The sequence below is a fragment of the Streptomyces sp. NPDC037083 genome (assembly GCF_055606485.1).
In genome coordinates this window covers 251,477-272,251 of the sequence record NZ_JBVJSQ010000011.1, presented here as the reverse complement: position 1 = coordinate 272,251, position 20,775 = coordinate 251,477, and the positions used below count along the sequence as shown (strand labels likewise).

Genomic DNA, 20,775 nt, shown 5'->3' with positions numbered 1-20,775 from the left:
GCGCATCGCGGCGACCGCGAGGCCGGTGCGCTGCCGGGTGTCGCCGCGGGGATCGCGCCGCCGGACGGGGCCCGATGGTCCTCGGCGGACGGCGCCTGCGGGGGAACGGTGGACGGGGTTTGCCCGAGGGGCGGACCGCCGAGCGCGGAAGGGGGTAAGGCCGAGGAGGAGGGCGAAGGGGAGGGCGAGGAGGTGGAGGGCATGTCCGGACGGTAGGACTCCGCTGCCAGGCGAACCGTTCCGCCCCGGCAAGCTTCCTACGATCGGGCGACCGGGACCGCCACCGCGGGCGGGACGGGCGCTCGCACGGAGCGAAGCCCGCCCGGCCGCGGTCCCTCGAAGCGGTCGCCCGCCCGCGTCTCAGAGCCCGGGCGTGCCGGCCGCTTCCATGATCCCGCTCACCTCGGTGCCCGGCGGGGTGAGGAGGAAGACGTTGCGGTCCACGCGGTGCATGCCGCTGGCCAGACCGAAGACGACCCCGGTGGAGAAGTCCAGGACGCGCTTGGCGGTGTCGGTCTCCGCGCCCGTCAGGTCGAGCAGCACCGGAATGCCCGCCATCAGCGTCTCGGCGACCTCGCGGGCGTCCGCGAAGACGTTGACCCGCAACACGACGAAGCGGCGCCTGGTCTCCGTCTCGGCGTCAGGGAGCGAGCGGTGGTCCACCGCCGACGGCCACGCGTCCCGGCCGCGCAACGGAACGACCTGAGCGAGCCCTTCCCACTGTTCATCGGTGACGTCGTAACGGTTCACCGGCATCCCCCGAACTGACTCGCCTTCAATGCGTGCACCAGCCAATTCTTACGCCAAGTCACCCGTTCGGCCCAACAGCGACACGGTCCGCCACCGCACGGGCTCGCCGGGCGGCGGTTTCCCGCCCCCGGCGCACGGGAGCCACACCTCCGCGTGCACCGTGTCCACCAGCCCTGATGGCGTCGCGAAACCGTGTACGGGCCAAGGCGCGCCGCCGGTCGCACCCGGCCGAAAGCCGGGGCGGGTGGTGACCGCGTTCCGGCGGGTCGCCCCGGTCCGGGTCCGCCGGGGCGGGGAAGGCGCGCGGCGGGGCGGCCGGGCGGGAGAGCGCCGAAGCCCCCGACCCCGGCCGGTCCGGCGGGACGTCACTGTGCTGCGCGGGAAGCGGAGCGGGGCTGTGCGGGGCGGCGCCGGTGGTCAGGCCGCGCCGCGCGTGAAGAGGAGCGTGGCGGTGACGGTGGTCAGGCCGCGGATCATGCCCAGTTGGTTCCAGCCCAGTCCGAACTCACTCCGGTCCACGGTGAATTCGGCGTCCAGGGTGAGCGCGTCGGAGTCCGCCCGGGTGAGCTGCGCGGTGAACGACTCCGGCCGGCTGATGCCGCGCACGGTCAGCTGACCGGACACCTTCACGGTCTTGTCGGCGGCGAGTTCGGCGGTGCGCACGACGAAGGTGATCTCGGGGTGGTGGTCGGCGTCGAAGAAGTCCGCGCCCCGCAGATGCGCGTCGCGCTTGGCGTTCTTGGTGTCGAGGGAGGCCACGTCCAGGGTCAGGACGCCGGTGGCGGTTCCGTCCGGACCGACCTCCCCTGCACCGCTCACGGCGGCGAAGACGCCCTTGACGGTGACCAGGTTCCACATCGTCCTGTGCTTCAGGGCGACGGTCGAGCCGCCCGCGTCGAGTTGCCACAGTCCGGTCTGCACGGCGACGGTCATGGCCGTCCTCCTCGATGGTCCAAATTTGGATGATGCCGACGCGACCACGCTAGCGGGTAATCCAATTCTGAACAACAAAGTGATGCAAATTTGGACTACGGATACACTCGAAGCTATGGCAGACCCCGCTGAAACCCCCGCCGACCTGCCCCCCTGTCCGTCCGCGCAGGGCGCCGGAACCGGCCTGCTGCCGCCCGAGCTGCGCGGCTGGATGCTGCTGCTCGCCGCGACGGGGGCGGTCGAACAGCGACTGCGGTCGGTGGTCAAGGATCGGCTGGACGTCTCGCACGACGAGTTCCTGGTGCTGTGCCTGCTCGCCGAACAGCCCCGCGAGGGCCTGCGCATGACCCGCGTCGCGGAACTGCTGGGCCGCCCCAAGACCCGTCTGACCTATCAGGTGGCCTGCCTCCAGCACGCCGGTCTCGTCACCCGCAAGACGGTCTGCGGCGACAAGCGCGGCGTCGAGGTGGCCCTCACCGACAAGGCCCGCCGTCTGCTGCGGGAGGCCTCCGCGACGCTCGCCGAGACCGTCACCGAGGCGCTGGACCAGGTCATGGGACCCGAGCAGTGCGCCGCACTGAGCGGGCTGCTGCCGGAGGCGGCGGTGCGAACGCAGGCGGAGCCGGAATCGGCCGCGGGGGCGTGAACTCCCTTCAGGGCTGCGGGCAGGGCCGTACCCGGTAAGGCGGCCGCGGGTCGCACATCGCGGTCGCCCTACCGGGTACGGGTGTACGCCTGGGCCTGCCGGGTGTCGGTGTACGCCTGGTCGCCCTACCGGGCGTCGGTGTACGCCTCGGCGTCGTCCTCGGTCCTCGTGGCCGTGGCCTCCGTCTGCCGTGCCTCCGTCTGCCGTGACTCCGCCGCCGCGGCGGCCTTGCGACCGGGCAGGACCGCAAGGACGATCAGGGTGCCGGCGGCCATGATGATCCCGCCGACCAGGCTGGTCCGGGCGACACCCTGGGCGAACGCCTCGTGGACGGCCTCGACGAGGGCCTGCGCCTGCTGCACCCCGCCGTCGGGGCTCTTCGCGACCTGCTCGGCGACCGCCAGGCCGCCGCCCACCGAGTCCTTGGCGGTGTCCAGCGCCGCGGCCGGAAGCCTGTTGCCGACCAGGTCGGTCAACTCGTCGCGGTACGCGGTGCCGAGGAGCGAGCCGAGGATCGCGATGCCGAGCGAGCCGCCCAGCTCCAGCGCGGTGTCGTTGGCGCCGCCGCCGACGCCCAGCTCGTCCTCCGGAAAGGAGCCCATGATCGTGTCGGTGGCCGGGGACACGCTCAGGCCGATGGCGAAGCCCAGCATCATCAAGGGGGCGAGGAAGTCCGGGTACGTGGAGCCGGTCTCGATCCGAGTGAGCAGCAGGACGCCCGCGGTGCCGATCGCCATGCCGGCCACGACCATCGCCTTCACGCCCAGCTTCGGGGTCAGCCGCCCGGTCACCGCGGCGCCGACGAAGACGGCCCCGGCCAGCGGCAGCAGCCGGACACCGGTTTCCAGCGCGTTGTAGCCGAGCACGAACTGCAGGAACTGCGTGGCGTAGTAGAGCGCGCCGAAGGTGCCGAAGAAGAAGAACAGCACGGCGAGCATCGAACCGCTGAAGGGCCGCAGCCGGAACTTGCGCACGTCCAGCATGGGGTGCGGGTGCCGCAGCTCCCAGGCCACGAAGGCCACCAGGCCGACGCCTGCGACGACGGCGGCGGCGATCGGACCGGCGCCCCAGCCGAAGTGCGGTCCCTCGATCGTCGCGTAGACCAGCGAGCCGACGGAGACGATCGACAGCAGACCGCCGACGTAGTCGATGCGGCCCATGCCGGCCGCCTTGGACGGCGGGACCAGGGCGAGCGCGCCGACGACGGCGAGGACGGCGATCGGGACGTTGATCAGGAAGGTCGAACCCCAGGCGTGGTCCTCCAGCAGCCAGCCGGCGACCAGCGGCCCGACGGCGATGGCGAGGCCCGACGTGGCCGTCCAGGCCGTGATGGCCTTGGCCCGCTCCCGCCGCGGGAAGACCGCCACCAGCAGGGACAGCGTGGCCGGCATGACGACCGCGGCGCCGACGCCCATGATCGCGCGAGCCGTGATGACCAGGCTGGTCTCGTCCACCAGGCTGCCCATGACCGAGCCCGCGGCGAAGACCACCAGACCGGTGACGAGCGCTCCGCGACGGCTGTACTTGTCGCCGATCGAGCCCAGCACCAGCATCAGCGCGGCGTAGGGGACCGTGTAGCCGTCGATCACCCACTGCAGGTCACTGCTGCTCAGGCCCAGGTCGATGGTCATGTCCGGCGCGGCCACGATCAGCGACGTGTTCGCCATCACCACGATCAGCAGGCTCAGGCAGAGCACGAGCAGTGCCCACCAGCGCCTGGCGTACGGCTCCGTCATCTTCTCGACGGGTGTCTTGGCAAGGAAAGGCATGAAGGGCTCCTGGCTCCCGGGGAAACGAATTAATTGCCCATGGATGTGCAGACTAGTTTATTGCCCAATGGTGTGCAAATATCGCCGGTGAGTGCCCGGGCAGACGACTCCGGCTGCCCCGCGGCTCCAGTTCCCCGGCGCCGCGCCCTCGCAAGACTCGGCAAGCCGCCGGCATGCCCCGCAAGCCCCACAAGCCCCGCCGGCCCCCGAGGAGGCGAATTGACCGGCCGCTCGGCCCCGCCCGTCCCGCAGCGCCGGGCCGGAGCCGCCTCACGCGCCACCCGCGCCCGCATCCTGGACGCGGCCCTGCGCGAACTGGGCCGCGACCCCGACAGCGGCCTCGCCGCGATCGCCGAGGCCGCGGGCGTGTGCCGTCGTACGGTCTACGTCCACTTCGCCGGCCGTTCCGCGCTCATCGAGGGCCTGGCCGCCGACGCGGCGGAGGCGATACGCACGGCGGTCGCCGCCGCCGGGACTCCGGCCGCCGACCGGGCATCGACTCCTGAACGGAACTCGGCAGCCGAACCGGTTTCGAGATCCGACAAGGCCCCAACTCCTCCCGGTGCAGCCGAACATGACGGACCGTCCGTGACGGTGCCCGACGCGACGAGTGCCCTGGCACGCTTCGTTCTCACCCTGTGGCCGGTCGGCGACCGCTACCGCACGCTCGTCGGTCTGGCCCGCCAGAACCTCGGGGCCGCTCGGGCCAGTGAGCTTCTCGCCCCCGCCCGGGACACGGTGATAGGGATCCTCGTCCACGGCAGACGCCAGGGCGTCTTCCAGACCGCCGTCCCGCCCGGCCCGCTCAGCCGGGCCATCGAGGCCCACCTGCTGGCCCTCCTCGCCGCCGTGAACACCGGCGGCTGGGCCGACGACGGCACCCACGCCGCCGTCTCCGCCCTGATCGCCGCGGGCGTCGACAGCGACACCGCGACCTCGACGGTCCGCCGCGTGCGCACGACGGACAGGACGGCGCCACCTTCCGTGAAGGAGAGTTGATGCACCCCGACCAGTACGCATACGAGACCGACGCGCCCGGTGCCTCCGGGCCGCCCCGCGGCCGACGCCGACGCCGACCGGCCGCCGCCACCGTCGCCCTGGCCGTCCTGGCGGCGCTGATCCTCGTCCCCGTCACGGTGGACCGGCTCGTGACGGCGCGTGTGGAGTCCCGTACCGCGAAGGCGTTCCAGGAGGGCATGGACACCCCCGGGGAGCCGGACGTCCACGTGCGCGACTTCCCCGTTCTGGCCCAGGTGGCCTCCGGCACCCTGCGGCGAGTGGACGTCACCGCCCACGACATCCCCGCCGACGGGACGGCCCGGCCGCTGCCCGTGTCCGAACTCGACCTACGGATGGAGGGACTGACCGAGTCCGACGACGACGGCGCGGCCCGGGCACGCTCGGCCGAGGCGACCGCCCGGCTGTCCTACCCGGACGTGTCCGAGGCCCTCGGACTGGAGGTGTCCAGGGGCAACGGCCCGTCCCGCGTGAGCGCGGCCATCCGGCTGCCCCTCGGGGGCGGGCGGGTCACGGTCACGACGACGGTCTCGGTGGTGTCCGGCAACCGCATCGCGTTCCGCGACCTCCAGGTCGGCGGCAGCACCCTGCCCGGCGCCGGGGAAGCGCTGCTGAACCGGGTCTTCGCGCAGCCGATCCAGCTGCGCAGCATCCCCGAAGGCCTGCACCTGCGTTCCGTCACCACCACCGCGACCGGCCTCGACGCCCGCTTCACGGGCACGTCCGTCACCTTCCGCCCCGACGACGAGTCGTCGCCCCGCAACACCTGAGGCCGCGATCGCGGCGGATCTCGAGTCCGGGAGGCCCCAAGCTCCAGTACGGCTCAGGATCCGGGGCGTCCCGGTTCCGTAGGGTTCGTCGCGGCGTCGGACGTGGCAGCGTCCGCTTCCGCTTTCTCCACTGCGTTCACTGCCTCCGCTGCCGGTGTTTTCGCGGTCGCGGCCGCCGCGGTCACGACGTCGTCGACGACGCGCCGAGCCCGGTCCTGCGGTACGCCCGCCGCGACGAGCGTGGCGACGGCGGTGCGCGTTCCGTCGTCCTCCAGCGCGCCGGAGTTGACCTCCTCCAGCAGCGCGATGTGCATCCCCTCCAGGCCGGCGCTCAGCACTGCGGGAGGCAGCTGCGTGTGGAAGACGCCGTCCCGCTGCCCTCGCGCCAGGATGGCCGTGGCCTCGTGACGGGCGGGGGCGAGGATGCCGGCCACCCGGTCGAGGCCCAGGTCGCGCTGGGCCAGCGCGAGGAGCATGCGGTAGCGGTCGCCCACCGGCCAGATCGAGTACACGAAGTGCGCGAGCGCCCGCTCGGCCGGCTCGTCGGGCCGTACGGCGACCTCCAGCACGCCCCGCAGCACCTCGGACGCCTCCTCGGCGAGCGCCTCCAGCAACGCCGCCCGCCCGGGAAAGTGACCGAAGAGCGTGCGCCGTACGACTCCGGAGGCCCGTGCGATCTCCTCCAGGGTGACGTCCGGGTTCCGGCCGAGCTCCTGCCGGGCCGTGGCCAGGATGCGAGCCCGGTTGGACCGCGAATTGCGCCGCTGCGGCTCGCGGGCCACGGAGTGGGACACGGGAAACCTCGGTGGTTCGGAACGGACGAACGGGCGCCCATTGTGGCGGATCTTCCGCGCCGGGGCGACCCGGGAGGCCGAGGGAGCGCCCCGGCTTCCCGCCGGCCGGCCGGGCGCGCGGTGGCTCGACGGTGTTCCGCACCGGGGCAGGGACGTGGGAGCGGCCCGTCGTCGTGTTCGGTCCCGGAAGACGGCTGGAGTGCCGCGGCGTCGGCCGGGAATGTGGTTGTGCGGGCTCGCCCCAGCAGCCCGCGTTCCGTCCTCATGGCCCGGTGGGAGATTCGGCGTGACACTCAGCGGCATACCTGCACCCCAGACGCACGACAGCGCGCCCGGCGCGGGAGCGGGCGCGGACGCGAGCGCGGATGCGGACGCGAGCGCGGATGCGGCCTCGGGCGCGGACGCGGACGCGGCGGCGCGCAAGCAGCGCCTGCGCCGTCGTCTGGAGCGGCTGATCGGCGTCGCCGCCACCGAAGGCAATGCCCTGGTGCCCCTGCGCAACGGCGACGAGATCTTCCCGGCGATGCTCGGGGCGATCCGTTCGGCTCGGCACACCATCGACATGATGACGTTCGTGTACTGGCGGGGTCAGATCGCCCACGACTTCGCCGAGGCGCTGGCCGACCGCGCCCGCGCGGGGGTGCGCGTGCGACTGCTGCTCGACGGGTTCGGCGCCAAGGAGATCGAGGGACGTCTGCTGCAGCTCATGAGCGACGCGGGCGTTCAGGTTGCCTGGTTCCGCAAGCCCGCGTGGCTGTCGCCGTTCAAGCAGAATCACCGCTGCCACCGCAAGGCCCTCATCGTCGACGAGCACACCGCCTTCACCGGCGGCGTCGGCATCGCGGAGGAATGGTGCGGCGATGCGCGCAACCCCGCCGAGTGGAGAGACACCCACGTCCAGGTGCGCGGTCCGGCCGTCGACGGCATCGCCGCCGCGTTCGCGCAGAACTGGGCGGAGTGCCACCAGGAACTCTTCGACGACCGCGACCGGTTCACGGAGCACCCGCAGGCCGGCTCGTCGGTGGTGCAGGTCGTCCGCGGCTCGGCGAGCATCGGCTGGCAGGACATGCAGACCCTCGTCCGGGTCATGCTCAGCTCCGCCGAGGAGCGCTTCCGGCTGGCCACCGCCTACTTCGCTCCGGACACCTACTTCATCGACCTGCTGTGCGAAACCGCTCGTCGTGGCGTGCGCGTCGAGATCCTTCTGCCCGGCCCGCACACCGACCAGCGCGCCTGCCAGCTCGCCGGCCAACACCACTACACGCGCCTGTTGCAGGCCGGTGTGCACATCCGTCAGTACCAGCCGACCATGATGCACGCCAAGATCATCACCGTGGACTCGGTCGCCTCCCTCATCGGGTCGACCAACTTCAACCGGCGCTCCATGGACCACGACGAGGAGGTGATGCTCGCCGTCCTGGACGAGGAGTTCACCGCCTCGCTCGACCGGGACTACGACGCCGACCTGAAGCGCAGTGCGGAAATCGACCTGACGCGATGGAGACGGCGAGCCATGGTGCAACGCGCGAAGGAAGCCGCGGTCACCCCGATCCGGCGCTTCCTGTGAGCCGTCCGGCGACTCCTGCGCAATAAGGTACTTTCTCCTGACACCCCTGGCGTCCCTGGCGCTTCACCGAGGTACAGGAGATTCCCCCTGATACGGCTCGGCTTTCTCCTCGCGCGGCACGGGTTCCTCCTCGCAGGTGCGGGATTCCCTCGTACGGCGGCACGGCAATTCCCGTCCTCATATACGCTCTCGCGCGCTCGGCCGTCTTCACGTCCGGCATGCGCACGGGGCCCGGCCGCCAAGGCGGCCGGGCCCCGTGTCGAGGGCGTGCGTGCTGGTCAGGTCACCATCGGTACCAACGGCCCCGACCGCCACCTGCGTTGGTGGAACGCATGACGAAGCCGAGAAGCCACAGCACCAGGACTATGACGGCGACCCACCAGAGAATCTTGACGGCGAATCCGGCGCCGAAGAGCAGCAGTGCGAGAAGAAGAACCAGTAGCAGGGGAACCATATTTATCAACCTCCTGCACCCTCGTGTGCCCTGCGATTCCGATGCCATTCACCGAAACTGCTCTGTTTGTGAAGGGAATTCCGGGGGATGCCCGTGAGGTCGGGGAAAAGACAAAGGGCGCCTTCAAGCGGTAACCATGCCTTCTCCACCGAGAAGCGCGGAAGACGCCTGTGCGGCCGGATTACGGGAAGACCCTTTGCGGGGGCTCGAGGACGAAGAGTGAGGGCATCGGCGCCATGGACGCTGCAGACGGTCACACGGTTCGGTGGCGGGCGGCGCTGCGGCGGACGCCGGTGGCCGTCTGGGACGACGACATCACGGACTGGGCCGCCGCCCTGACCTACTACGCGGTTCTGGCGCTGTTCCCGTTGCTGCTGGTGATCCTCTCGATCCTCGGCCTGGCCATGCCCACCGCGAAGCCGGAGGTCATCGACCGCTTGGCGCAGGCCGTCCCGGCCGCGTCCCGGCCTCTGCTGCTCAGCACCCTGCGGCAGATGGCCGAACAGTCGACGACGGCATGGACGTTGATCTTCGTCGGAGGGACGGGAGCCCTGTGGTCGGGGTGCAGCTATCTGAGCGTCTTCCGCCGGGCGTTGCACGCCATGCACCGGACCGACGCGGACCGGCCGGTCTGGCGTACGGCTCCGCGCATCGTCGCCACGGCTCTCGTCCTGGTCGCCCTGCTCCTCACCTCGACGCTCGCGCTGCTGCTCACCGGCAGCCTGGCCCGGCGTCTGGGCCACGCGCTGAGCATGGGCACCGGGCCCCAGGCCGCCTGGGACGCACTGCGGTGGCCGGTCATGGCCGCAGTCGCCGTCGCCCTGGTGCTCGTTCTGTACCGGTCGGGGCCGGCGTCCTCCCGTCCCGTCGGACGGATGGCGCCGGGCGGCGCCCTCGCGGTGGTACTCCTGCTGGCCGTCTCGCTCGGATTCGCCCTCTACACCTCACACGTCAGCACCTACGACCGTCTGTACGGTTCGCTGGCCGGCGTCGTGGTCTTCCTGGTCTGGCTGTGGCTGTCCAACCTGGCTCTTCTGGTCGGCGCCCAGTTCAACGTGGAGCTGGCAAAGCCTGCGGACCGGGAACGAGCCCCCGTGCACGGGGAACCGGCTTCCGCGGCCGGGGAACGAGCTTCTGCGGCCGGGGAACGGGCCGGGGCAGCCGATGTTCCCTCACCTGCGGCTGACCGGCCGTGACCTCCGGACGAAGCGGACGCCCCGGAGGCCGTGGGGGGGCCACTTCGTCCGGAGACGACGAGGGTCCGCCCCGACGAGCGACCGCTCCGACGAGGGTCCGCTCCGGTGTGCGGCAGGGCGCGTGATGCCCCACAGACAGCGCGGTGCCCCGTCGGCCAACTGCCGACGGGGCACCGTACAAGGATCAGCGTGTTCAGGATCCGGGGACCGGGGACCGGGATCGCCGTCGCCCTCGGCGGGTCGCGGGACGGGTCAGCGGGTGCTGAGCATGCCCTCGCGCAGCCGGGCCAGGAGGCGCGTGATCAGACGCGAGACGTGCATCTGCGAGACGCCGAGGCGCTCGCCGATCTGGGCCTGGGTGAGTTCGTCGACGAAGCGCCAGTGGATGATCTGGCGGTCGCGTTCGTCCAGCTCGGCGATCATCGGTGCGAGGGCGTGGAAGTCCTCGACCAGTCCGAGGGCCGCATCCTCGTTGCCGATGAAGTCGGCCAGAGCGGCCTCGCCGTCCTCGCTGCCGCTGATCGCGGCGTCCAGCGAAGCCGACTTGTACCCGTTCGAGGCCAGCTGGGCCTCGACGACCTCGTCCTCCGGGAGGCTCATCAGCTCCGACAGTTCCTTGACCGTCGGCGTCCGGCCCAGTCGGCTGCGCAGTTCCTCGTTGGCGCGCGCCAGTTGGACGCGGGCCTCCTGCAGACGCCGGGGCACGTGCACGGCCCAGGAGGTGTCACGGAAGAAGCGCTTGATCTCGCCGACGATGTAGGGGACGGCGAAGGTGGCGAACTCCACCTCGCGGGACAGTTCGAAGCGGTCGATCGCCTTGATCAGGCCGATCATGCCGACCTGGACGATGTCCTCCATCTCCTCCGGACCGCGGCTGCGGAACCGGCCGGCCGCGTAGCGGACGAGGGACATGTTCATCTCGATCAGCGTGTTGCGCGCGTACTGGTGCTCGGGCGTGCCCTCTTCCACCACCGCGAGCTGGTCGAAGAACAGCTTCGACAGCTCGCGGGCGTCCTTCGGAGCGACCTTGGACGGGTCGGCGATCTCCGGAACGCCCACCGTCTTCTGAGCGGTCCGCACGGTGGTCGTCGTCATGATGCGCCTCCCGGTCGATCGGTCTAGTCTGCGCCGGTCCATCGTCCGACAAGCACGCGGCTACCCCGGACCCGGACCGGCATTCCTCGAATTTTCGCATTGTTCTCAGCGGGCGCCCGGCTCCCCGTGGCTCTGTACGACCTCCTTCACCTTGGCGACCGCGAAACCCCAGCCCTGCTCGACCGTCGGTTTCGCGGGGACGGCGATCTCCTCGGGGTTGGTGAGGACGTCGAGCAGCACCGGGCCCTCGGTGCCGAACGCCCGGCGCACGCCGTCCTCGAGTTCGGCGGGGTCGGTCACGCGAATGCCGGTGATGCCCATGGCCTCGGCGACGGCGGCGAAGTCGGGATTGTCGAGGACGGTGCCGAACTCCGGCAGCCCGGCCTGCTCCTGTTCGAGTTTCACCATGCCCAGCCGCCGGTTGTCGAAGACGACGAGCTTGACGGGAAGGCGGTACGTCTTCAGGGTCATGAGGTCGCCGAGAAGCATGCTCAGCCCGCCGTCGCCGCAGAAGGCCACCACCTGGCGGTCCCGATCCAGGCACTGTGCGCCCAGCGCCTGCGGCATCGCGTTGGCCATGGAGCCGAGGTTGTAGGAGCCGAGAAGGCGTCGCTCACCGCGCATCTCGACGAAACGCGAGAGCCACACCGTGGCCATGCCCGTGTCGGAGGTGAAGACGGCGTCGTCGGCCGCGACGCGGTCCACGACGGCGGCCAGCGCCTCGGGGCGGATGTCGTGTGCACGGTTGTCCAGCGCGGAGCGGACCCGGCCCACGATCCCCTTGTCGTGCGCGGGATCGGCGAGCCTGGCCTGACCGTCGCGCCATCGGTCGTAGCGTGCGCGCGCCTTCTCGAGGTGTGAGCGGTCGCGGGCCCCCTCGGTCCCGGCGGGCGGGGCGGCGAGGTGGCTCAGGAGGTCGCGCACGGTGGCGCCCGCGTCGCCCACGAGGCCGACGTCGACCGGTACCCGGCGTCCGATGTGGGTGGCCTCCGTGTCCACCTGGATGACGGTCCGGCCCTCGGGATACCAGTCCCGGTAGGGGAAGTCGGTGCCGAGCAGCAGGAGGGTGTCCGCGTCCTGGAAGGCCGCCGCGGCGGCGGGGTTGCCGATCAGCCCCGTCTGGCCGACCTGGAAGGGATTGCCGGGGCCCTCGAAGCCCGCCTTGGCCTTGAGGGTGAGCACCATCGGTGCGGCCAGGCGGTCGGCGAGGGTGAGGACGTCCTCGCGAGCGGCGCGGGCGCCTTCCCCCACGAGCAGGGTGACGCGTTCGGAGCGGTCGAGGAGTTCCGCGGCGCGACGGACGGCGGATTCGTCCGGCCGGCTCACCGGGGCGTTCAGCGAGAACCGGGCCGGCCGGTCGGCGGTCAGCTCCTGTTCGCCCAGGTCGCCGGGCACGGTGAGGACGGCGACGCCCTTGCGGCCCAGTGCGGTGCGCACGGCCGTCTCCAGCATCTGCGGGAGCTGGTCGGGAGAGGTGACCGTCGCCCGGAAGGCGGCCACGTCGCTGAACAGCGCGTCGTTGTCGACCTCCTGGAAGTAGTCGCTGCCGAGTTCGGCGAGCGGCACCTGTCCGGCGATCGCCAGTACCGGGGCGTGGCTCTTGGCCGCGTCGTACAGCCCGTTGAGAAGGTGGACGGACCCCGGTCCGACCGTGCCCATGCACACGCCGAGGGTCCCGGTGAGCTGTGACTGGGCGCTCGCGGCGAACGCCGCCGCCTCCTCGTGCCGGCATCCCACCCAGTCGAGGCCCTCCGTGGTGCGGATGGCGTCCGTCACGGGGTTGAGCGCGTCTCCCACGACGCCGAACACTTGGCGCACGCCGAGTTCGCTCAACGCGTCCACGATGACGCGGGCAACAGTACGGGCCACTTTGATCCTCCAGGTCATACGGTGAAACGGTCGGGGTCGGCGGCCTTCCAGTCGGCCGCCCACGAGGCCGGGGGCTCGGCGAGCAACTGCCCCGGCTCAAGCCACTCGTACAGTTCCTCGTAGGAACGTTCGGTGCAGGGGTCGATGCGCCGGTGGAGCATGTGCGGACGCAGCTCCGCGGGGTCGGTGACGCCCATGGACGCCATGATCTGCAGCGCGCCGGTCACGGTGGCCTCCTGGTAGCGCCGGACGCGCGGTGTCTTGTCCCCCACGTCGAGGGCGCGGGCCCGGCGCGGGTCCTGGGTCGTGACGCCCGTGGGGCAGGTGTTGGTGTGGCACCGCTGCGCCTGGATGCAGCCGACGGCGAACATCATCGCCCGGGCGGCGTTGCCGTAGTCGGCGCCCTGCACCATGCGTTTGACCAGGTCGGCGCCGGTGGCGATCTTGCCGCTCGCCCCGATCCGGACCCGATCGCGCAGCCCCGCGCCGACGAGGGCGTTGTGCACCGTGAGCAGGCCCTCGGTGAGCGGGGCGCCCACGTGGTCCGCGAACTCCAGCGGCGCCGCTCCGGTCCCGCCCTCGGCTCCGTCCACCACGATGAAGTCGGGCGTCGTTCCCTCGTCCAGCATGGCCTTGCACACGGCGAGGAACTGTCGGCGCGACCCCACGCAGAGCTTGAAGCCGGCGGGTTTGCCGCCGGACAGCTCCCGCATGCGGGCGATGAAGCGGACGAGTTCGCGCGGGGTCGAGAACACCCGGTGGTACGGCGGGGAGACGACCGTCCGCCCTTCCGGCACCTCCCGGACCCGGGCGATCTCCGCGTTGACCTTGGCGCCCGGCAGCACCCCGCCGATACCGGGCTTGGCCCCCTGCGACAGTTTCAGGGACACGCACTTGACGTGCTCGTGCGCGGCCTTGTCCGCGAACTCGGCCGCGTCGAAGTCGCCTTCCGCGGTGCGGCAGCCGAAGTAGCCGGTGCCGATCTCCCAGACCAGGTCGCCCCCCGGCCGCAGGTGGTACTCCGACAGGCCGCCCTCTCCGGTGTCGTGGGCGAAGCCTCCGGCCGCGGCGCCCCCGTTGAGCGCGAGGATCGCGTTGGCCGACAGCGAGCCGAAGCTCATCGCCGACACGTTCAGCAGCGCCATGTCGTAGGGGCGGGCGCAGTCCGGACCGCCGACGCGCACCCGCGGCGGCGTCTCCGGCACCGGGCAGGGCGCCATGGAGGGAACGAGGAACTCGTGCCCGGGCTGGTACACGTCCCGTTCGGTGCCGAACGGCTCCTCCGCGTCGGTGCCCTTGGCACGCTCGTACACGATGCTGCGCACGTCCCGGTCGAAGGGGCGCCCGTCGTAATTCCGCTCGATGAAGTACTGCTGGAGCTCCGGACGTATCCGCTCCAGGAGGAAGCGGGCGTGCCCCAGGACGGGATAGTTGCGCAGCACCGAGTGCCGACGCTGCAGCAGGTCCCAGGCGCCCAGCAGGCCCAGGAGCGCGAGCGGGAGGGCGGCGAACAGCCAGTAGGGCGAGCCCCCGGCCGCGGCCACGCCCGCGGCGACGGCGGCGACCCAGGTCAGGACGATGATTCCCACGCGTGTCACTCCACGCACCTTGCCCGGCGACCGCACTCCATGCCCTCGGCCCGCTCAAGAGACGTCAAAGTGCCGAGCGACGGCCCGGCCACACGGCCGCGCGAACCGGCGCCTCGCCCCCTCCCCCTCACCCGCACCCGCACCCGCACCCGGGGGGCCACGAGCGGAGAGGCCCCGTCCTAGGAAGCGCCCTTGGCCCTGCGGGGCGGGGCGACCGGGACCGTCGCGCGCAGGTGGCCGCTGGTGATGTCCATGATGTCGGCGAGCTGGGCGAGCTGCTCGGGGGTGAGGAGGTCCACGAAGCCCTCCCGGACCGTGGCCAGGTGGCCGGGGGCCGCGGATTCGAGGACCTGGCGGCCCTTGTCGGTGAGGATCGCGAGCACCCCGCGCTCGTCCTCGGGGTCGGTCTCGCGGCGCAGCAGTCCGGCCTTCTCCAACTGGGCGACCTGGTAGGTCATTCCGCTGCGCGAGAAGACCATCCGCTCGGCCAGCTCGGTCATGCGGTGCCGCCGCCCCGGGCTCGCGTGGATGCGGGTGAGGATCTCGTACTGGACCCGGCTGACTCCGCCCGCCTCGCTGAGCTGGGCCTCGACCACGCGGGCGATCAGGCTCGCGGTCGTGAGGAAACCGTTCCAGGCGCGCATCTCGGTCTCGTCCAGCCAGCGGGGCTCGTGTTCGGTCATGGCGTCACCCTACCCATTTACTTCGAACTCGAAGCTCTTGCTTCGAACTCGAAGCAAGGCTAGGGTCCTTCTCATCGCCGCGAAGCTTCGAATTCGAAGCATCCGGCGGCGACGCATGGCCATGCCTACCCGGCCCTATCCCAGGAGCAGTTGTGAAGATCAGCATCATCGGCGCGGGCAACGTCGGTTCCGTCCTCGCCCGGCGGTTCGCCGAGAACGGCCACGAGGTCGCCACCGCCGGCTCCGCCACCGACCCGGCCCAGGTCGCCGCCGACGCCGAGGCCGCCGAAGTCACCGTGCTCGCGGTGCCCTTCGCGGTGGTCGCGCAGCTGGACCCGCGGGTGAAGGCCGCCCTGTCGGGCAAGGCCGTCATCGACGCCACCAACCCCCTGGCCGCCGACTTCATGTCGCTGACCGTGGGACACACCACCTCGGGCGGCGAGCAGAACGCCGCGGCGCTGCCCGGCGCCCGTGTGGTCAAGGCCTTCAACACGGCCATGGCCGCCACCATGGAGACCGGCCGGATCGGTGACGTCCCGCTGCTCCTGCCGGTGGCCGGCGACGACGACCTCGCCCGGAAGACGGCGCTCGGGCTCGCCGCCGAACTGGGCTTCGACGCTGTCGACGCGGGCCCGCTGAGCAACGCCCGCTACACCGAGCCCGCCGTCGAGCTGCTGATCCAGCTCGCCTACGGCCAGGGCCTCGGCCCGGGCATCGGCTTCACGTTGGCCCGCGCCTGAACACGGCATGCGGCGCAACGAGACGCCGAGGGCATGGCGCGCACCCTGCCCGGAACGTCATTGGGCGGGTCCGCGACCGTCACACCCTGACCTCCGGAGGACGGTTCACTCGGGCCGGCCCCGCCGCACACACGGCGGAGCCGGCCCGAGCGCGCCTCGGCTCCTCCGCGGTGGCCGCCCGCCGTCCGGCCGATGACCGGGCCGCGCCCTCACGCGGCCCTACGGGCCGGGGGGTCGCGTCGCCGAGCGGGCCAGGCGGACGAGCCCGGCTCGCATCCGTTCCTCGCCGAGTTCCGGCAGGAGCGCGCACACGTGTTCGGCGGCGAGGGCGGCGAGCAGGGCGTGGGCGGCATGCTCGGGGTCCGGCGCGCCCTCCAGCAGGATCGCTACGTGGCGATGCCAGAACCGGTACGCCCCGATCCGGTACCGGGCGCCGACCGCGGCCGTCTCCGAGGTGCGGATGAGCGTCAGGTTCTCCAGCAGGTAGTCGAAATAGGCGTCGACGAACGCGACGAGCCGCTCGGCGGCGCCGGCTCCGGGGCCGAGCGGCGGAGGCCCGAACAGGATCGCCTCCTGCAGTACGCGCTCCCGGGCGTCGAGGAGCGCGGCGGCCAGCCCGGACTTGTCGCCGAAACGGCGGTACAGGGTGCCCTTGCCGACGTCGGCGGCCTCGGCCACCTGGTCCATCGAGACCGCCTCCACCCCGTGCTCGGCGAACAGACGGGCGGCCGCCTCCAGCACGGCGGCACGGTTGCGCGCCGACCGCGCCTGCTCCTTCGGAGGCGGAGTGCGCAGGAGTTCCAGCAGCATTGCAGAATCGGACTGCAGTCCGTTATCGTCGTGAACCACAAACGGACTATAGTCCGATTCTTGAAAGGTTGTGGCATGACGGCACTCATCACACGAGACGAGCTGAAGGCGGCCATGGACGCGGGCGGCGTGACCGTCGTCGACACACTGGGCGGCGAGTACTACGCCAAGCAGCACCTGCCCGGCGCGCTCCCGCTGGCCCCGGGCGACGTCGACGCCCAGGCCCCCGTCCTGCTCCCCGACCGCGCCGCCGCGATCGTCACCTACTGCTCCAACCCCGCGTGCGCCAACAGCGGACAGGTCGCCGCCCGGCTCACCAGCCTCGGTTACACCAATGTCCGCAAGTACCGCGAGGGCATCCAGGACTGGGCGGAGGCCGGCCTCCCCACCGAATCCGCCTGACGCCCACCCAGGGGGAGGGCGGGGCGAGAACCCGGCCCCGCCCTCCCCCGGCGGACCCGCATCCCCCGCGCTGAAGGAACGGGACGGTCGACGACACCCCCGTCCAGCCGGTCGTCAGCGTCGGACGTCGGTGTCCTCGCCGCGGCTCTCCCCTCGCGGCGCCGGCGCGTCGGCGGGCGTCGTCCGCGGGGGTTGTATGACCGTCCGCTCGGGGTGGCGCTGCCGGACGGGAGTGAAAGCGGCGGCCACGACCACCGCCAGGAAGACGCCGGCCACCGCGGTCAGCGGTCCCCGTGTGCCCAGCCGGCCCGCCGACGCGGCGAGCAGGGCGGCGCCGAGGGGCGCGAGGCTGCCGTGGATCGTCCAGAACGCGGAGGTGACCCGCCCGAGCAGATGGTCCGGCGTGACCTGCTGCCGCAGGGACATGGAGCAGACGCCCGCCAGCGCCATGCCGAAGGAGTACACACAGATCGTCACGGCCGCCACGGACACCTGCCGGGTGCCGCCCAGCACCAGCACCGACGCCGAGCACAGGCTCATCGCGCCGAGCCAGCAGCGGCCGAACCCCCAGGAGCGGCGCAGCCTGGCGGCCGCGGCCGCGGCCACGCAGGTGCCGAGCCCGGCCAGCGCGAGGACGTAGCCCACCGTGCGTTCGCCCCGCCCCAGCCCGTGCCGCAGGTGGTAGATGAACACGTCGGTCATACCCAGGCCGAGGAAGGTGGTGACGGTCAGCAGCGCGGTGAGCGCCCGCAGCACCGGCGTACGCCACAGAAACGCGGCGCCGATCCGGAAACCGGAGCGCAGGTCCTGCGTACCGGCCGTCTCTCCCCCGGCCTCGCCCTCCGACGGCCGCGCGGTGGGCCTGAGCCTGACGAACGCCAGCCCCACGAGGGAGATCCCGAAGCTGCCCGCATTGATGGCGACGGCGGCCGTCGGGCCGAAGAATCCGGCCACCACTCCGGCCAGGGCCGGGCCGGCGATGTAGGCGATCGCGCTCGTCGCCCCCAGCCGGCCGTTCGCTGCGACGATCTGCTCCTTGTCGACGAGGTTCGCCACCGCGGTGACGTATGTGATTTTGAACAGCGTCTCGAAGGCCGATGCCGGCGCCATGACCGCGTACAGCAGCCAGACCTGCGGACTCAGGGCCCAGCAGACCGGAATCACGCCGTACAGCACCAGCCGGGCGGCGTCGCACAGCATCAGCAGACGCCGCCGGTCGAAGCGGTCGGCCCACGCGCCGCCCACCAGACCGGTGAGCAGCGAGGCGGCGCCCGCGACAGCCGTGAGCAACCCCATCTGCGCCGCCGACCCGGTGGTGTGCAGCACCAGCAGCGGAAGCGCCACCAGCGAGAAGGCGTTGCCGACCTCGGACAGCGCCTGCACCGCCCAGAAGACGGAGAAGTCCCGATGGGACCGGAGCGAACGCGCGCACATACCAGGGCCCCTTCCGTCGGCGGAGCCGCGCCGCCCCCGGCCGCCGGTCTTGCCCCCCGGGCATGACCAGCGGAAAGACATAACTGACGTATCGTCAGAAACATGCGTTGCGTGGGCGTCGCCCGAGTTGATCGCGGAAGGACTGCCCCAACTCGCTGATCACCAAAGCCCGGAGACCGCGCCCGGAGGCCGGGTGAGCTGCTTGAGCACGCAACGACGGGAAGGCGTCCACGGGTGGTCATCGGCCAGTGGATGTTGACTCAAAGCTTGAACACAAATTACACACATCCTCTCTTCATACCGGCCCCGATGGTCTAGATTGACCGTGCTTCAGCTGTTCGAAGCCGAGGCGACCCGTAATGATCTATAGGTCCGGCGCTACGGACAGCAGCAGTCGCGTCCCCGGCGCCAGACGTGGGGGTGATCAGTTCTTGGAGCCCGGCAAGGGGCCTTGGGTGCGGGGAGCACACGGGGTTTCGACAGGGGTTCCCACACACCTCGAGCATCCGGCCGGACATGCGAGTCCGCTGCCGCCAGGGTGGGTTGTTCGAGTAGCTCTCTAATCGCCGGACAGTCATGCGCGGGAGGCGGGGGCCTCCCCAGGGGAGGAACAGCGCGGCGCGGGAGGCGGGGGCCTCCCCAGGGGCGGAACAGTGCGGGAGGCGGGGGCCTCCCGGGGGGAGGAACAGTGTTGGGCGAACACGTCGAACCGCTGGGGGATCTGGGGGGTTCTGTGCGGCAAGGGGGCCTGGTGTCCCCTTTTCCGCCGCCGCCCGGGCGTCTGGCGGACAGCGCGATCAGCCGGCCCGCGATCGACTGGGAGCAGCGGTACAGACGTACCGTGATCACCAGCGACACCGTGGCGACCGCCTTCGTGGTGGCGGCGATCGGAAACTTCTTCGGGGCCCGGGACGCGGCCAACTGGCATGAGAAATGGGGCATTCTCGCCTTCGGCACCGAACTGCTGGTGCTGGGGGCGCTTGCGGTGAGCCGGGCCTGGACTCCGGCCGTACTCGGCCAGGGCGCCGAGGAATTCCGCCGGCTCGGCCGCTCGCTGTTCGCGGCGACCGTCGTGCTGGCGCTCGGCGGAATCGCCCTCACGTCGCGCAACATCAAGCTCTGGATCTTCGTCGCGATCCCCGCGATCGCGCTCGTCACCATGACCGCGCGGTATCTGCTGCGCCTCTGGCTGCACAGACAGCGCAAGGAAGGGCGGTGCCTGAGACCGGTGCTCGCTGCCGGGAGCCCGGCCACCGTGCGCGACCTGATCACCCGGACCCGCAAGTTCCCGCACCTCGGCTGGCGGGTGGACGCGGTGTGCACGACGGACGGTCTCGGGCTCGACGGCGACCAACTGGACGGAGTGCCGGTCGTCGGCCGGCTGGCCGACGTCGCCCGCCACGTCCGCCGCGACGGCTACCGGGTCGTCGCCGTCACACCGGACCCGCACTGGTCACCGGACCGGCTGCAGCGGCTGGCCTGGAACCTCGAGGGCAGCGACGCCGAAATGGTCGTCGCCCCCGTGCTGATGGAGGTGGCCGGCCCGCGGCTGCACATCGACGCGGTGCTCGGGATCCCGCTGCTGCGGGTCAGCATGCCGACCTTCACCGGGGGCCGCCGGGCGGTCAAGGAAGTCGTCGACCGGCTGGGCGCGGCCATCCTGCTGATGCTGTTCGCGCCGCTGATGGTGTTCGTCGGGCTGCTCGTACTGGTGGACAGCCGGGGCGGGGCGTTCTACCGCCAGCGCAGGGTTGGCAAGGACGGCCGCGAGTTCACCATCCTCAAGTTCCGCACCATGGTCGCCGGGGCCGACCGGGCACGCGCCGAGCTCGCCGACCGCAACGAGGGCGCCGGCCTGCTGTTCAAGCTCCGCCGGGATCCGCGGGTGACCCGGGTGGGCACAGTGCTGCGCCGGTACTCGCTCGACGAACTCCCGCAGCTTTTCAACGTGCTCACCGGATCGATGTCGCTCGTCGGTCCGCGGCCCCCGCTGCCGGAGGAGTCCGCCGCGTACGGCCCGGACATCCGGCGGCGACTGCTGGTCAAGCCCGGACTCACCGGCCTGTGGCAGATCAGCGGACGCAGCGACCTGTCGTGGGAGGAGGCGATCCGGCTGGACCTGCGGTACGTGGAGGACTGGTCGCTCGCCCTGGACACAGTGATCTTGTGGAAGACGCTGCGTGCGGTGCTCTACGGGCAGGGGGCCTACTGATGCGCGGGGGGCGTCGACGTTCGGGCGACGCGCGGACCGCAGGCC

Annotated in this window: 19 protein-coding genes; 8 read left to right on the top strand and 11 right to left on the bottom strand. The window is 71.6% G+C overall.

The window, feature by feature from the left end; translation table 11 throughout:
* Window positions 1-360 precede the first annotated feature (360 nt).
* On the bottom strand, window positions 361-756 hold the full coding sequence (locus tag ACZ7DE_RS28120; protein ID WP_470765904.1) for a cell division protein SepF: 396 nt from the start codon (window positions 754-756) through the stop codon (window positions 361-363).
* A 411-nt stretch (window positions 757-1,167) separates the two neighbouring features.
* On the bottom strand, window positions 1,168-1,683 hold the full coding sequence (locus ACZ7DE_RS28115) for a YceI family protein (protein WP_470765902.1): 516 nt from the start codon (window positions 1,681-1,683) through the stop codon (window positions 1,168-1,170).
* 115 nt (window positions 1,684-1,798) lie between these two features.
* Here ACZ7DE_RS28115 and ACZ7DE_RS28110 point away from each other — a divergent pair, with 115 nt between their 5' ends.
* A complete protein-coding gene (locus ACZ7DE_RS28110; protein WP_470765900.1) occupies window positions 1,799-2,329 on the top strand; it encodes a MarR family winged helix-turn-helix transcriptional regulator in 531 nt (176 codons plus the stop codon).
* Between the two features lie 125 nt (window positions 2,330-2,454).
* On the opposite strand, the gene ACZ7DE_RS28105 is transcribed toward ACZ7DE_RS28110, so the two are convergent.
* A complete protein-coding gene (locus ACZ7DE_RS28105) occupies window positions 2,455-4,098 on the bottom strand; it encodes an MFS transporter (RefSeq protein ID WP_470765899.1) in 1,644 nt (547 codons plus the stop codon).
* A gap of 219 nt (window positions 4,099-4,317) precedes the next feature.
* Between ACZ7DE_RS28105 and ACZ7DE_RS28100 the strand changes: the two genes are divergently transcribed.
* Together ACZ7DE_RS28100 and ACZ7DE_RS28095 are read left to right on the top strand one after the other, a co-directional pair.
* Window positions 4,318-5,097, top strand: coding sequence for a TetR/AcrR family transcriptional regulator (locus ACZ7DE_RS28100; protein WP_470765897.1), 780 nt, complete (start codon window positions 4,318-4,320; stop codon window positions 5,095-5,097).
* Window positions 5,097-5,885, top strand: a complete 789-nt coding sequence (locus ACZ7DE_RS28095) for an LmeA family phospholipid-binding protein (RefSeq protein WP_470765895.1) — start codon at window positions 5,097-5,099, stop codon at window positions 5,883-5,885. The genes ACZ7DE_RS28100 and ACZ7DE_RS28095 overlap by 1 nt, the downstream gene beginning before the upstream one ends.
* A 53-nt stretch (window positions 5,886-5,938) precedes the next feature.
* Here the strand turns inward: ACZ7DE_RS28095 and ACZ7DE_RS28090 are convergent, their stop codons facing one another.
* Window positions 5,939-6,679: a TetR/AcrR family transcriptional regulator gene (locus tag ACZ7DE_RS28090; protein WP_470765893.1), complete on the bottom strand. Its 741-nt coding sequence runs from the start codon at window positions 6,677-6,679 to the stop codon at window positions 5,939-5,941.
* 430 nt (window positions 6,680-7,109) lie between these two features.
* On the opposite strand from ACZ7DE_RS28090, the gene ACZ7DE_RS28085 reads away from it, so the two are divergent.
* Window positions 7,110-8,246, top strand: a complete 1,137-nt coding sequence (locus tag ACZ7DE_RS28085; protein WP_470766078.1) for a phospholipase D-like domain-containing protein — start codon at window positions 7,110-7,112, stop codon at window positions 8,244-8,246.
* A gap of 283 nt (window positions 8,247-8,529) precedes the next feature.
* Here the strand turns inward: ACZ7DE_RS28085 and ACZ7DE_RS28080 are convergent, their stop codons facing one another.
* Complete coding sequence (locus ACZ7DE_RS28080; protein ID WP_470765891.1) at window positions 8,530-8,700, bottom strand: hydrophobic protein; 171 nt, start codon at window positions 8,698-8,700, stop codon at window positions 8,530-8,532.
* A gap of 236 nt (window positions 8,701-8,936) precedes the next feature.
* Here ACZ7DE_RS28080 and ACZ7DE_RS28075 point away from each other — a divergent pair, with 236 nt between their 5' ends.
* Window positions 8,937-9,896, top strand: coding sequence for a YihY/virulence factor BrkB family protein (locus ACZ7DE_RS28075; protein WP_470765889.1), 960 nt, complete (start codon window positions 8,937-8,939; stop codon window positions 9,894-9,896).
* 252 nt (window positions 9,897-10,148) lie between these two features.
* On the opposite strand, the gene ACZ7DE_RS28070 is transcribed toward ACZ7DE_RS28075, so the two are convergent.
* The 4 genes from ACZ7DE_RS28070 to ACZ7DE_RS28055 form a co-directional block, all read right to left on the bottom strand.
* Entirely contained in the window at window positions 10,149-10,991 is an 843-nt protein-coding gene (locus ACZ7DE_RS28070) for an RNA polymerase sigma factor SigF (protein ID WP_470765887.1), read from the bottom strand.
* A gap of 105 nt (window positions 10,992-11,096) precedes the next feature.
* A complete protein-coding gene (locus tag ACZ7DE_RS28065; protein WP_470765885.1) occupies window positions 11,097-12,860 on the bottom strand; it encodes a thiamine pyrophosphate-dependent enzyme in 1,764 nt (587 codons plus the stop codon).
* Window positions 12,861-12,874: 14 nt separating this feature from the next.
* Window positions 12,875-14,458 (bottom strand): FMN-binding glutamate synthase family protein, encoded by a 1,584-nt coding sequence (locus ACZ7DE_RS28060; RefSeq protein ID WP_470765883.1) that lies wholly within the window; start codon window positions 14,456-14,458, stop codon window positions 12,875-12,877.
* A 170-nt stretch (window positions 14,459-14,628) separates the two neighbouring features.
* Window positions 14,629-15,132 (bottom strand): MarR family winged helix-turn-helix transcriptional regulator, encoded by a 504-nt coding sequence (locus ACZ7DE_RS28055; RefSeq protein ID WP_470765881.1) that lies wholly within the window; start codon window positions 15,130-15,132, stop codon window positions 14,629-14,631.
* A gap of 152 nt (window positions 15,133-15,284) precedes the next feature.
* On the opposite strand from ACZ7DE_RS28055, the gene ACZ7DE_RS28050 reads away from it, so the two are divergent.
* Window positions 15,285-15,872, top strand: coding sequence for an NADPH-dependent F420 reductase (locus ACZ7DE_RS28050; protein WP_470765879.1), 588 nt, complete (start codon window positions 15,285-15,287; stop codon window positions 15,870-15,872).
* A 219-nt stretch (window positions 15,873-16,091) separates the two neighbouring features.
* On the opposite strand, the gene ACZ7DE_RS28045 is transcribed toward ACZ7DE_RS28050, so the two are convergent.
* Entirely contained in the window at window positions 16,092-16,721 is a 630-nt protein-coding gene (locus ACZ7DE_RS28045) for a TetR/AcrR family transcriptional regulator (RefSeq protein ID WP_470765877.1), read from the bottom strand.
* A 36-nt stretch (window positions 16,722-16,757) separates the two neighbouring features.
* On the opposite strand from ACZ7DE_RS28045, the gene ACZ7DE_RS28040 reads away from it, so the two are divergent.
* Window positions 16,758-17,084 carry a rhodanese-like domain-containing protein gene (locus ACZ7DE_RS28040; protein ID WP_470765875.1) on the top strand — a complete coding sequence of 109 codons (327 nt, stop codon included), beginning with the start codon at window positions 16,758-16,760 and terminating at the stop codon, window positions 17,082-17,084.
* 114 nt (window positions 17,085-17,198) lie between these two features.
* Here ACZ7DE_RS28040 and ACZ7DE_RS28035 read toward each other — a convergent pair whose 3' ends face one another.
* Window positions 17,199-18,518: an MFS transporter gene (locus ACZ7DE_RS28035; RefSeq protein WP_470765873.1), complete on the bottom strand. Its 1,320-nt coding sequence runs from the start codon at window positions 18,516-18,518 to the stop codon at window positions 17,199-17,201.
* A 733-nt stretch (window positions 18,519-19,251) separates the two neighbouring features.
* Here ACZ7DE_RS28035 and ACZ7DE_RS28030 point away from each other — a divergent pair.
* Window positions 19,252-20,730, top strand: coding sequence for a sugar transferase (locus ACZ7DE_RS28030; protein WP_470766076.1), 1,479 nt, complete (start codon window positions 19,252-19,254; stop codon window positions 20,728-20,730).
* The last annotated feature ends 45 nt before the right edge of the window (window positions 20,731-20,775 follow it).